General features: G+C 43.1%; 11 protein-coding genes. 6 read left to right on the top strand and 5 right to left on the bottom strand.

Annotation, left to right across the window (positions count from 1 at the left end):
* Positions 1–3: 3 nt before the first annotated feature.
* Both lnt and G6N79_RS16835 read left to right on the top strand, forming a co-directional pair.
* Positions 4–1,635 (top strand): apolipoprotein N-acyltransferase, encoded by a 1,632-nt coding sequence (gene lnt, locus G6N79_RS16830; protein WP_103905770.1) that lies wholly within the window; start codon positions 4–6, stop codon positions 1,633–1,635.
* A gap of 14 nt (positions 1,636–1,649) precedes the next feature.
* A complete protein-coding gene (locus G6N79_RS16835; protein ID WP_103905771.1) occupies positions 1,650–2,783 on the top strand; it encodes a cysteine desulfurase family protein in 1,134 nt (377 codons plus the stop codon).
* Between the two features lie 75 nt (positions 2,784–2,858).
* On the opposite strand, the gene G6N79_RS16840 is transcribed toward G6N79_RS16835, so the two are convergent.
* From G6N79_RS16840 to G6N79_RS16850, 3 genes are all read right to left on the bottom strand, one after another.
* Entirely contained in the window at positions 2,859–3,449 is a 591-nt protein-coding gene (locus G6N79_RS16840; protein WP_103905772.1) for a hypothetical protein, read from the bottom strand.
* Between the two features lie 300 nt (positions 3,450–3,749).
* On the bottom strand, positions 3,750–4,175 hold the full coding sequence (locus G6N79_RS16845; RefSeq protein ID WP_103905773.1) for a copper resistance protein NlpE: 426 nt from the start codon (positions 4,173–4,175) through the stop codon (positions 3,750–3,752).
* A gap of 58 nt (positions 4,176–4,233) precedes the next feature.
* Positions 4,234–4,566: a tetratricopeptide repeat protein gene (locus tag G6N79_RS16850; RefSeq protein WP_103905774.1), complete on the bottom strand. Its 333-nt coding sequence runs from the start codon at positions 4,564–4,566 to the stop codon at positions 4,234–4,236.
* A 293-nt stretch (positions 4,567–4,859) separates the two neighbouring features.
* On the opposite strand from G6N79_RS16850, the gene G6N79_RS16855 reads away from it, so the two are divergent.
* The 4 genes from G6N79_RS16855 to G6N79_RS16870 all read left to right on the top strand — a co-directional run bounded on the left by G6N79_RS16855 (position 4,860) and on the right by G6N79_RS16870 (position 8,752).
* Positions 4,860–5,591, top strand: coding sequence for an electron transfer flavoprotein subunit beta/FixA family protein (locus G6N79_RS16855; RefSeq protein ID WP_103905775.1), 732 nt, complete (start codon positions 4,860–4,862; stop codon positions 5,589–5,591).
* Positions 5,592–5,615: 24 nt separating this feature from the next.
* A complete protein-coding gene (locus G6N79_RS16860) occupies positions 5,616–6,590 on the top strand; it encodes an electron transfer flavoprotein subunit alpha/FixB family protein (RefSeq protein WP_103905776.1) in 975 nt (324 codons plus the stop codon).
* 104 nt (positions 6,591–6,694) lie between these two features.
* Positions 6,695–7,336 (top strand): bifunctional nuclease family protein, encoded by a 642-nt coding sequence (locus G6N79_RS16865; RefSeq protein WP_103905777.1) that lies wholly within the window; start codon positions 6,695–6,697, stop codon positions 7,334–7,336.
* Positions 7,337–7,372: 36 nt separating this feature from the next.
* Complete coding sequence (locus G6N79_RS16870; protein ID WP_103905778.1) at positions 7,373–8,752, top strand: nucleoside permease; 1,380 nt, start codon at positions 7,373–7,375, stop codon at positions 8,750–8,752.
* A 397-nt stretch (positions 8,753–9,149) separates the two neighbouring features.
* On the opposite strand, the gene G6N79_RS16875 is transcribed toward G6N79_RS16870, so the two are convergent.
* Together G6N79_RS16875 and G6N79_RS16880 are read right to left on the bottom strand one after the other, a co-directional pair.
* Positions 9,150–11,981, bottom strand: a complete 2,832-nt coding sequence (locus G6N79_RS16875) for a TonB-dependent receptor (RefSeq protein ID WP_103905779.1) — start codon at positions 11,979–11,981, stop codon at positions 9,150–9,152.
* A 79-nt stretch (positions 11,982–12,060) separates the two neighbouring features.
* Positions 12,061–13,284, bottom strand: coding sequence for a hypothetical protein (locus tag G6N79_RS16880; RefSeq protein ID WP_103905780.1), 1,224 nt, complete (start codon positions 13,282–13,284; stop codon positions 12,061–12,063).
* Between the last annotated feature and the right edge of the window lie 217 nt (positions 13,285–13,501).

A 13,501-nucleotide genomic window follows, 5' to 3' on the forward strand; every position in this document is an offset into this window, starting at 1 on the left:
GCAATGAGAAATAATTACCTATTGGCAATAGGCAGCGCCGTACTGTTATGGCTTGCCTGGCCGCCAATACCCTATACAAGCGTCCTTTTATTCGTCGCTTTCGTCCCGCTATTGATTGCCGTGGAGCAGGTTATCCGTGGAGATTACAAAAACAAGGGGCGTAAGATCTTCGGGCTGGCCTTCCTGACGGGTGTCATCTGGAATACGGCATCCATCTATTGGGTATACAATTCCATGAATGCCGTCCTCAATGCATTTGCCTCCCTGATGATCGCGCTGATTCCTTTTACATTAGCGCCATTACTGATGGCCCTGGCATTCAGGGGCTATTACCAAATGCGCAAGCGCAACAACATCCTACTGAGTTTCATGGGTTTGATTTCCTTTTGGATAGCCTATGAGTTCCTGCACCAATCTTGGGAATTGGCTTTTCCATGGATGACCTTGGGGAACGGCTTCGCCAATTTCCACCAATTGATCCAGTGGTATAGCGTCACGGGCGTATATGGGGGTACGGTATGGATCTGGATTGCCAACGTACTGATCTTTCTTTGGTACTGGCAGAAAAGGGAAAAGATCCAAGTATACCGTCAATCCGTTCTGCTTGGCATTATTGCGGCATGGATCGTCCTACCGGCTGGTATTTCTATCCTGCAGTATCAATCCTATGAGGAGCATGTGAATCCTTCGGAAATCGTGACGGTGCAACCCAATATCGATCCTTACGGAAAGTGGGGAAGCATTACTCCGGAGCAGCAATTGAAGACCCTAACGGACCTATCCCAGAAGGTCGCCAAATTGAATACGGAGTTTTTTATCTGGCCAGAAACGGCCATATCAGGAAGCAACGGCATCAATGAGGAGGAATTCCGGGATTACCCACAGTATTATAAACTATTGGAATTTCTGGAGCCGTACCATAACGGCAATATCCTTTCAGGAATTGAGAGTTACGTCATCTACAATGATCAGCGGACTACCACTGCACGGGAGGTCGGCAATATGTTCTACGACAGTTTCAATGCTGCTGTATTGGTTGACGGAAGTAGCAAGCTGCAGTTCTACCACAAATCCAAATTGGTTCCGGGCGTGGAAAAGCTGCCTTTCGGGGAAGCCCTTGCTGTGATGAAACCGCTGTTCCAGCATTTCGGAGGCACGACCGGTGGCTACGGAAGTCAGGATGAAGCCTCTGTTTTCTACTCGGCGAGTGGCATAGGTGCCGCACCGGTGATCTGCTACGAATCGATCTGGGGGAATTATGTTGCGTCCTACATCCGTAAAGGTGCGCAGTTCATTGCCGTGATTACCAATGATGGCTGGTGGGGAAATACTTCCGGAAAGGACCAGCACCTGATGTACGCGAAATTACGGGCTATTGAGAATCGCCGTTGGGTGGTTCGTTCGGCCAATACCGGTATATCGGCCTTTATCAACCAAAAAGGTGATATCGTGCAAAAAAGCAGTTGGTGGGTGCCAACAGCGCTGTCGCAGGAAATCAATCTGAACGAAAACCTTACTTTCTATACAAAATATAGTGATTTAATCGTCTATTTAAGCTTCGTAACAAGTTTACTTTCAATCGGTTTGATCGTGGTCAGAAAAAAGAAAATTAGTAAGATTTCTCCTACTGATTAATTATATTTGCCGCCATGCAAGTTTATTTTGATAATGCCGCCACCACCGCCTTGGATAAGGAAGTTATCGAGGTTATGGTGAAGATGTTGAACGAGAATTTTGGAAATCCCTCGTCCATCCACGCCCACGGGCGTGAAATGAAGACCATCGTTGAGAAAGCGAGACGGTCTGTTGCCAAGTTATTGAACGCTTCCCCATCCGAGATTTTCTTTACTTCAGGTGGTACGGAAGCCGATAATATGGCTATTGTACGCGCCATCGAGGCCTATAACATTACACATGCGATCAGTTCACCTTTGGAGCATCACGCTGTCCTTCATACGTTGGAGGAGTTGGAAAAAGCGGGTAAGATCCATCTGGACCTTCTTCGTGTGGATGCCAAAGGAAATGTCGATATGGCGCATTTGGAAGAATTGCTTTCCAAGAACCCGAAGACTTTTGTTTCCCTGATGCATGCCAACAACGAGCTGGGCAACCTGACCGACATCAAGAAAGTCAGCGAGCTTTGTGAGCAATATGGTGGTGTTTTCCATTCGGACACGGTACAGACCATGGGACACTATGCCCATGACCTGAGTGACCTGAAGATCGACTTCATCACGGGTGCTGCGCACAAATTCCATGGCCCTAAAGGCGTTGGATTCCTGTACATCAACAGCCGGAACAAGATCAAACCTTTGATCTATGGCGGTGCGCAGGAACGCAATATGCGCGGAGGTACAGAAAACGTATATGGCATCGTCGGTTTGGCGAAAGCGTTGGAAATCGCTTACGAAGAAATGAAAGAGCACCAGGAGTACATCCAATCGCTTAAAGATTACATGAAGGAGCAATTGACGCTAAACATCCCTGATGTGAAGTTTAACGGTGAGGTAGATGCGGACAAAGCCCTTTACACGGTCTTGAATGTGTCCCTGCCATGTACCCAAATGGGCGATATGTTGTTGTTCAACCTGGACATCAAAGGCGTATCGGCGTCCGGAGGTAGTGCGTGTAGCTCAGGTTCTGACATCGGCTCCCATGTCCTGGCCGGAATCGGTGCTGACCCTTCCCGTCCATCGGTGCGTTTCTCGTTCTGTAAACACAATACAAAAGAAGAAATTGACTTTGTTGTTGCGACCCTAAAAGAGATCTGCAACCATAAATAAGCTAAAATGAAAACATAAAATAAGGGAGATCGCTAATAGCAGTCTCCCTTTTTATTATACTATGAAATTAATGGATTACCTTCTGAGCTTGATATCGATAAACTCTCCATTGGAGTCGTAACGGATATGCAGGTTATCATCCGTTAAATTTAAGATCTGAAAGCCGACCTCATAATTGGTATCCTCATCCTCGGTCAAATAGAGCATACCATTGGCTGCATCCAACCGATAAGGCAATTCTTCCTTATCCACGCCTCCATCCGTATCTGTCCTAGCTGTACATTCATTATCATACGTGGTGGCCTTAAAATAATCCTTGGTTTCCAGAATCACCTTATCGCTCACACGGAATTCAAGCTTGAAGTGGTCCAATCGTTGTTCGAATTGCTCCATCTTCGTTGAACAGCTTCCACTTCTGGATTCATACTTCAACAGCACCCCAATCTGATTCACTCCCGAGAAATCCTTCGGATTGCTCACACCTTCCTGATAGAAATCATTGCTGTAATATTCATACGCATTCCATTTCCCTAAAATCTGTACCTCTGCACGCTTTTCATCGTACTCTCCCTCCGCTTCTTCAATCAGGTCATCCAATAAACCTGAACAACTTCCGGCAAACAATAGCATGATCGGAAGTAGCATTAATAATAATTTCGTTTTCATCGTTAATATTTTTGGTTTATACCAAAATTACCCAGGATGGGTAACGTATGAAATACCTTGATGTAGGTATATTGGTTTCAGATTTGAGTATTGAGATGTGAGATATGAGATAGAAAGGGGGTTACCTATATGGTAGGATGGAGTGCAAAAATAGAGCAAAGATTTTGTTGCGTGTAAAAATTCTTGATTGCATCTTTTTCATTTCACCAAATCTTATGAGTTTCCGCTAAAGTTAAAGAGTATTAAAAATAAAAAGCGATCATTCGTCGCTTAATATCTCAAATCTCACATCTCACATCTCTACTTTATTTTCACCAACACATATTTCTCTGCGAGATCACCGGTGATTTCCTTGCCGGAGAGATCCAATTGGTTGAGCTGGTTTTTATTGATTTTAAAGGTATAATCAACATTTTCCAGGCTCAGGATGTCTTTGTCTACTTTCCATTTGCCTTTGTGCTCGAAAACTTCTTCGCTCTTGCCGACATATTCGTAGCGCATGAGGTAATTCTTGTTGTTGTCAAGGCTCAGAACTGTGGTAATATTAGTACAATCTGCGCAGGGCAATTTGCCTTCATATGTTCCGATTACGGAAACTCCTTTTAGGGCGTTATCCTCCGCCGCAACCAATTGGTTGACGTTGGACTTGTTATTTATACAGCTAAACCCAACGATAAGGACGATAAACCCTATTAAAGACAATATGACTACCCTTCTGATTCTCATTACATTTAAGAAAAAACAAAAAGAGTACCATAAATTAGTTTTCTAAAAAAATTTAACGTTATTCATCTTCATCGAGAAGCCCATTAGCCATGAGGATGGCATTCTTCAGCTCACCCATGGCATGGAAATTCCGCTTGGATTGGGCTATGGACACGCCTTTTTCATAAACTTCCAGTGCGCGTTCCTTCTCCCCTGCAGCCTCTAAAAATTTTCCGAAATGGTAATAGGTGCCCACATAATCTTCATGATTCAACAGCAGGTCTTCAAAACCTTTACGAGCTTCTATCGCGTTGTTCAGCTTGACGTATTCCATTGTCAGTGCGTATTTTAAGAATGGGTCCGACGGACTCTCAGCTAAAAACCCCTGCAATTGCGCTAATCTACTTTCCATTTCCAAAGATACTTATATTTTGAGTTTCCCAAAACCGCAACTAATGGATAGAAAAAATACTATGCTAGCATACAAAATGACATTTCAATGACTATTGGGTTTTTATAGCAATCATTGAATAATTCATATAATTTTTCAATAAACAAACCTTTGAAATAAGTATTTATTAGTAAAAGGATGTTTTTGTTAACTATTTTATAATTTAAAAATCAAACTTAAGCTTTGAAAAATGGAATTTACCGACTTTGAAATGCTTTCGAATTAATGTAGGTTTGTGTAAAACGCTAAGAATTATGAGAATATTAGTATGTATAAGTAATGTCCCAGACACGACATCAAAAATAACCTTCACTAACGATAACACCGTATTTAACAGCACCGGTATCCAGTACATCATCAATCCATACGATGAGATCGCCCTATCCAAGGCGGTAGAGCTGGCTGAAGGTGGAAAAGGCACCGTTACGGTCATCAATGTTGGTGATGCGAGCACGGAGCCGACGATCCGCAAAGCTTTGGCAATTGGCGCAGATGATGCCGTTCGCATCAATGCCCAGCCACGTGATGCATGGTTCGTAGCAAACCAGATCGCAAATTATGCAAAAGATCAGAACTTCGATTTGATCCTTACGGGACGCGAATCGATCGACTATAACGGTGCGCAGGTAGCTGCCCTTTTGGGTGAGCTATTGAACCTGCCATCAGTTTCCATTGCGAAGAAATTGGATATCCAGGGCAGTGATGCAACCATTGACCGCGAGATCGAAGGTGGTAAGGAAGTATTGAGCGTATCGCTTCCGATCGTTGTCGGTACAGCGGAAGGTGTTGCCGAGCCGAAGATCCCGAATATGCGCGGTATCATGGGTGCACGGACGAAACCGCTTCAGGTGGTAGAACCGATCGAGGTCAAGGAACTATCAACGATTGCAAAATTCGAGACACCAGCCCCACGTAGCGCCGTGAAATTGGTAGAAGATGTGGATCAATTGGTTCAATTGTTACGCAGCGAAGCAAAAGTTATCTAATCATTAATCACTCAAGAATTTAATATGGCTATTTTAGTATATATAGAGAATACAGACGGTACCTTAAAGAAATCAGCTTTCGAAGCAGCATCGTATGCGAAAGCGATCGCTGATCAGTTAGGCGATACAGTAACCGCCCTATCCATTGGCAATGTGGAAAAAGCAGAGCTTGAAAAATTAGGGAAATATGGCGTTACGAAAGTATTGAATGCCGATCAGGATAAATTGAAGAGCTTCGTGAACAAAGCGTATGCATCCATCATCGCTTCGGCAGCGAAGCAAGAAGGCGCAAAAGTGGTCGTGCTTTCGAATTCCTTCAGCGGTAAAGGCTTAGGCCCACGCGTGGCAGCTAAATTGGATGCCGGTTTTGCGGATGGTGCCATCAGCCTACCAACGTTCAATGGAGACACCATGGAAGTGAAGAAAACAGCATTTTCCAACAAAGCCTTCGCTACAGAGACGATCAATTCTGCAGTTAAGGTCATTGCGGTCAATCCGAATGCATTTGATGCGACGGACGTTGGCGGATCAGCGGAGATCGTTGATTTCACACCGGAATTGCAGGATCAGGACTTCAATGTACTGGTAAAGGAAATCGTCCGTGCAACGGATAAAATCTCCTTGCCGGAGGCCGAGATCGTTGTTTCAGCGGGTCGCGGAATGAAGGGACCTGAGAACTGGGGCATGATCGAAGACCTAGCCGCGGTATTGGGTGCAGCAACAGCTTGCTCAAAACCAGTTTCTGACGCGGGATGGAGACCACACTCGGAGCACGTAGGGCAGACAGGTATCGTGGTAAGTCCAAACCTTTACATTGCCATTGGTATCTCCGGTGCGATCCAGCACTTGGCGGGCGTAAGCTCATCCAAGACCATCGTCGTGATCAATAAGGATCCGGAGGCACCTTTCTTCAAGGTTGCCGATTACGGAATCGTAGGCGATGCGTTTGACATCGTTCCTAAATTGACCGAAGCGATCAAAAACATCAAGAACAATTAGGGAAAACTAAACAATGAACGAGTGGCCTTGCCTAAAAAATGCAGGGTCACTTTTTTTTTGCTTTTAATATTACCTATCTTTGTAATCACGTTAACGCGTTATCAATGAAGAAAATCAAGTTAGACATTGTTGGGTTATCCTATAGTCAGACGCAGTCCGGTGCCTATGCATTGGTGTTAGGAGAGGTTGGTGGGAACCGTCGTCTGCCCGTGATCATCGGTGGTTTCGAAGCGCAGTCCATCGCCGTGGAAATCGAAAAAATGACCCCCAGCAGGCCGCTAACGCATGATCTCTTCAAAACATTCGCCGAAACATTCGCCATCAAACTGGAAGAAGTACTGATCTACAACTTGGTAGATGGTATTTTTTTCGCCAAATTATTGTGCAGCAATGGGGAAAAGACCGTCGAGATCGACGCCCGGACCTCCGATGCCGTAGCACTTGCCGTACGCTTCGAATGCCCGATCTACACATACGATTTCATCATGAATACCGCGGGTATTGTAATCGAAGGCAACGATTTCGCCTTCCTGGAGAACATCGAAAACGTCGGCAGTTACAAAAATGAGCCGGCGGAAGAAAAAGCGCCGGAACCCGCAGAAAAGGACAGCATCAAGAACAAACCATCTCCTTATGCATCCTTGTCCCTGGAACAACTTGAAAAAACCTTGGAAAAAGCCATCGAAAACGAACAGTACGAAACGGCAGCCAAGATCCGGGACGAAATAGAAAAACGCAAATCATAATTATTTCTACCTCCTCAACATAATAGTACTCAGATTATGTCTATTAAACTTAGGTTAACAATCATGAATTTCTTCCAATTCTTTGTTTGGGGAGCATGGTTGATTACAATTGCAAACTATTGGTTTGGGACGAAAAATTGGGGTGGTACCGAATTCGGCGCCATTTTCTCCACCATGGGTATTGCATCACTTTTTATGCCCACATTGATGGGTATCATCGCCGACCGGTGGGTCAATGCAGAAAAACTCTACATCGGATTGCACTTCCTGTACGCCGGCTGTATGCTCTACTTGGCGCAGGTGGATGATCCCGGTTCCTTTTTTACGGTGATGCTGTTGAGTATGTGCTGCTACATGCCGACCCTTGCTCTTTCCAATTCCATTGCCTATACAGCACTGAATCAAGGAAATTACGACCTCATTAAGGCATTCCCGCCGATCCGGGTCTGGGGTACTGTCGGTTTCATCGCAGCCATGTGGACGACCAACCTGACTGGTAGCAAAGCCACCGAAGGACAGTTCTACATCGCCGCCGCAGGATCCATTCTGCTGGGGCTGTATTCCATCGTTTATCTTCCGAAATGTCCGCCACAGCGCCATATCCAGGAAGGTTCCAAATGGTCCCAACTCTTGGGCCTGGAAGCGTTCAAGCTGTTCGGAAACTTCAAGATGGCGATGTTCTTTGTGTTCTCCATGTTCCTGGGCGCCGCCCTGCAACTGACGAACGCTTATGGCGATGTCTTCCTCGATGAATTTAAGTACTTCCCAAAATATGTGGACTCCTTCGTGATCGAATATTCGACCATCATCATGTCCATATCGCAGATTTCCGAAACCCTCTTTATCCTGGCCATTCCGTTTTTCCTGAAGCGTTTTGGCATCAAACAGGTGATGTTGATCGCTATGGTGGCGTGGGTGCTCCGTTTCGGCCTATTTGCCTATGGCAACCCGACTTCCGGACTGTGGATGATTATCCTATCCTGTATCGTGTACGGTATGGCGTTCGACTTCTTCAATATCTCAGGATCCCTTTTCGTGGAAACCAATACCAATAACAAAATCCGATCCTCTGCACAGGGATTGTTCATGATGATGACCAACGGATTTGGAGCCGTTCTGGGCTCTTGGGTTTCCGGATGGGTCATTGACAAGTATTACACTCTTTCCTTCACGGACAGCGCCTCTCTGGCCCAATTCCTGCAAACTACACCCGACAATGAAACCCTACAGGGCTTTATCGGTTCCCGAGGTGTGCAGGTTGTGAATGGCATCTTTGATCAGGCCATACAGTTGAAGGACTGGCACCATATCTGGATCGCATTCGCGGCATATACGCTGGTCATTGCTGTTTTGTTTGCGGTGCTGTTCAGGCATAAGCATGATCGTCAGGAAACAAATGGACCGGTTGGTCACTAAAAAGATAAAAATTTAAAAACAAGAAGCGCCTGTTATCATTCAGGCGCTTCTTGTTTTTATAAAGCATGAGGACAGGAATTAATTCAATTTAGCTTGCCAAACACCAAGTGATTTTGGCAGTCGCTCCGGCACATTGAAATGACCATATTTTCAACTTCTATCAAACGAGAATATATGGATTAAAATCCCTACAATTTGTTTATAAGCTATACGATATGGTTGAGTTAGAAAAAGATTGACCATCCTCTATTTCGTAACATTTCCATTCTAACCGCTATAGTTATTAAATAGAACTTCTCCATGGGTTAAAAGATAAAGAGAAATGATCTGCTATCCACGACATAAAAAAGGGAGTAGAATTTACTTCTACTCCCTTCTATATTGGATTAAATAGTTTTTAGAAAGTATAACTATAGCCTACTGTAAAAGTAGTTCCTGGAGCTCTGTATAAGAATTCTTTATTCGATGAACCGTAGGACTCATAATAACTCTTACGCTCTGCGCCCAAGATATTTTCCGCACTTACACGAACAACATTGCGCTGCGATTGGCCTAATTTCTTCGTCATATTGAAGTTAAGGCTATGGAATGGCTGTACAAATACATCAGAGTTCTTACCAAAACCTACAACTTCTAAGGTTTTACCCTGAACATTGTAGAAAAGACCACCTTCTAAGCCGATAGCTGTGTTATTGTAATTGAAACCGGCATTCACTAAGTATGGAGATTGTCCCTGAAGAACACGAGTATCCTCGATTGTTTCACCTTCTCTTGCAAATTGCAATCTGGACTCATATTCGCCACCTTCAATTTTGCTCATTTCAATTTTTGATTTGATGATGGATACATTGACATTTAAGCTTAATCCTTCCAAATCTTCAGAAATGAAACCAAAGTTCTTTCTACCTTCGAATTCCAATCCGTAAACTTCAGCACTCGGTGCATTACGTGGTGTAAAGTTCTCAGGAGCTTGGTACGAATAAGCTACCAACTCAATTGGATCCTTGAATTTTTTGTAGAATGCACTCACGGCAAACATTTGCGCTGCATTACCGAACATTTCATAACGCAAATCCAAGTTATTGATATAGGTTGGTACCAAGTCGATGTTACCCAAGAAAATAACTCCGGTTAACAAATCAGGAATCTGAACCACGGATAATTCCTTGAAGGAAGGGCGAGCGGTAGTACGTGAGTATGAGAAACGCAAATTCTGGCTTTCCTTCAATCCATAGATTAAGTTTACGGAAGGGAAAAAGTCTAATTTGTCAAGGGTTTTCTTGTTGTCGTATTCTTCACTTGCAATACTGTTGGTACCTGTGAAAAAAGTCATATACTTTTCACCACGAAGTCCGACAATAGCTCTCAATTTATCGAATGGTTTAAATTCAGAAGACACATAAGCGGCAATGGTGTGTTGCGTAGATTCAAACTCATTTTGTGGTTGAGAACGACCGCTGAAATAGTAACCTGAATTTGATTCCACAGTCCAGATATTTTCCGGGGTCAAGATCTGATTGGGATCACCGTTCAAATCTCTTGTATTCACATTCAAACTCATGATCTGGTAAGTTGGGATGCTGTAGTCCCTTGTCTTGAAGCTATACAGACCACCAAATTTCAATTGTGCTGGATTGTCGAATAACTGATGTTTCTTCGTGAAATCAAGTTTATTTACCAAGTTGATTTCCTTCAGGTTTCTCCAGATTCGGTTAGGAAGACCTGCATCCGTATTGATGGTCAAGGATCCATCTGAGTTTCTTACGAAAGTGGTCGAACGAATATCCTTATCGTTGACTTGGGAAAGGGTTGGTGAAACCTTCCACTCCGTAACGAAACTTGCATCTTCATTACTGTGCTTTCCGCTCAACAACAAGTTGGTCACATTCCGCTGCGTATATTCCAAGTTATTTTTGTAAGTATTGATTACATTGGAAATACGTGTTTCCTGATCGAAAATAGCAGCGCTAGATTGACCATTCGTGATGCTCAATAGATTCAAGGAGTATTTTGAGCGATCTGTTTTATAGGTTAGACCTAACAAACCGGAAAGAAGCACATTGTTGGAACCTAATCGACCGAATTGTGTTCTATCGGGTAAGATTTCCATTTCGTTTCTTTCCTGTGGTTTTTGATAGATACCATTTCGGAAGTTCTTATAATATTCCGTAGTGTTACGGTAATCAATGGATGCAATAACACCCAATTTGTTATCCCCTACCTGAAATTGATTTCCGTAGTTAAAACCTAGGGAGAAGTTTGGCAAGCTCGTTGTTGTACGCGGTGCCATCACGGGATTGAAGGACTTGGTGATGCTCTCAATACCGCTATTATCTGCAGATGTAGGTCTTGGCAGGTCCACGTTAGGATCGATATTCAATTTTCTATTTCCGTCATCGAAACCTAAGAAATCAGTTTTACCACCGTCATAAGTTAGGTAGTCATTATTAAAGGACATGGCCGGATTAGCACCCAAGGAGAAGCTGACCCCCATCTGTTTTTGGGACGGGAAATCTTTCGTTACGATATCCACGACACCACCTGTAAAATCCGCGGGCAAATCTGCTGAAGCAGATTTAACGACGATTACATTTTCTAATATATTGGTTGGGAATATATCCATCTGAACCGTGTTCTTATCCGGATCCAATCCTGGAATATCCACACCGTTCAATATAGACTTGGAATACCTATCCCCTAAGCCTCTGACAAAAACATATTTCCCGTCTTGTACAGAAACGCCCGGCACAGCTTTAACGGCCGCCGCAATATCGGAAGATCCGCTTCGCTTAATGGATTGCGCGGATAGCCCATCCATCAGGACTCCGGCATTTTTCTGCATGTTTAAGATCGAGGATTCCGTATTTTTCCTTGCGGATACGGTTACTACCACTTCACTTATGGTATTTGACTCATTTGACAAGGTCACATCCACCTGGACGGTCTGTCCGGTTTTCACGACAACATCTTTAATTTCCTTAGGGGCATAACCTACATAACGAACCGTGAGGGTATGGTTACCTGCGGGAAGATCCAGTGAATAATCACCTTCGAAATCTGAATTTGTTGAAGACAGGTTTGACACGGAAACTGTAGCGTTTGCTAATGGTGCATTTCCTGCGTCGTCTCGTATTGTTCCGCTTACTTTTCCAGATTGTGCATTTGCTGCAGACCAAGATCCGAAAATAAAAAATGACAGTAAAAAAGTAAGTTTGATAACTTTAAGCATTTGTTTAATGAAAAAAGATTTTTTTGAAAAAAATCCGCTTTCAGAGTTGAAAGCGGATCTGTATTTTAAATTCTAATTATTAGAAAGCTTTTTTAGATTTTGCGTAAGTCCAACCGAACGCTGTTAGGTCTGCTCCAACTTTAGCGTCAGCAGCAGCAGTGATCGCTTTAGCATTGGAGATGAATTTTGCTTCTTCACCTTTAGCATCTACGATGAATGTATTCAATGAACCTCCTGTTGGCAATAATACTTCCCAGTTTGCGAAAGTAATTCTTCCGTTTTTCAATTCAGCTTGAGAATCAGGACCGTTTACTTTAATAACGGCTTCTGGAGTCAAGTTGTAAGCAAAAATGTTTTTCAAGTTCGCCAATACACCATCTCTCAAGTCAGCAACCAACGATTTGTTGTTGTTATTGTTGATGGTGATATTTTCCATGGTGAAGCTCTTTTCAGTAGCTTTAGAACCTTCAGGACCATCCAATTCCAATGCTGCACCAGAATCGTCTCCTTTGATTACCAAAGCATTCTTGATAGTACCTGAGTATGCTTGGTCAACATCTAAACCGTCATCACCAGCAGCCCAAGTAAGTAAATTCGTTGCATTTACAGAACCACCGAACCATTCGATACCATCATCTTGGTTACCTACGATCTCGATGTTATCAATTGTTGTTCCTGAACCAACACCACCAAGTGTCAAACCGTTGATCTCGTTATCCTGACCAATGGTGATACCACCGTGACGGATAGAAACATATTTTAATGAACCAGAGTTATCAGCAGCATTTGTACCACCGTATTGACCATAAGGAGCGTTTGCAGGGATACCTTCGATATTCGCTGTTTTCGCATCACCAGCAACGGAGATAGGCGCGTTACCTAAAACGATCACACCACCCCAAAGACCTACGTTTGCTTGTGAAAGATTAGTACCTGATTTTTCACCTACTTTGATGTTATCATCAATGGAAGTAAAGATAATTGGCTTGTCAGCAGTACCGTTAGCAATTAATTTTGCGCCTTGATCCACGATTAATGCAGATGCATTTACATCGGAACCTTTATCACCTTTGATGATTGTACCCGGCTCAATAGTCAACGTTTTACCTTCAGGGACGATAACTTTACCTTTCAAGATGTAAACATTACCAGCAGTCCAAGTTTCGTTGTCCTTAAGCTCACCTGTTTTTTCCATTTCTTTTCCTTCTTCAGGATTTACCGGATTTACAGGATCATTGTCTGAACAGCTGAATGTAAAACCTAAGGATGCAATTGCCAGTGCAAAAAATAATTTCTTTTTCATTATCTCAAAATTTTTGTTTTTTGTTGAGGCAAATATTGAGACATAATATTACTACCGAGTTAAGTATATATTATGTTATTGTAAACACATCTAAAACAGCTGTAAAAAGGGCCGTATACGATAAAAAATTGTTAAAAATATATTACAACCACCCATTGTTAAAAACGAAACATCACTAAACTTGCGTTAATATTAATTCGCTAAAACCAGCAAATAG

The sequence above is a fragment of the Sphingobacterium lactis genome, assembly GCF_011046555.1.
In the GTDB taxonomy this organism is placed as follows: Bacteria; Bacteroidota; Bacteroidia; order Sphingobacteriales; family Sphingobacteriaceae; genus Sphingobacterium; species Sphingobacterium lactis.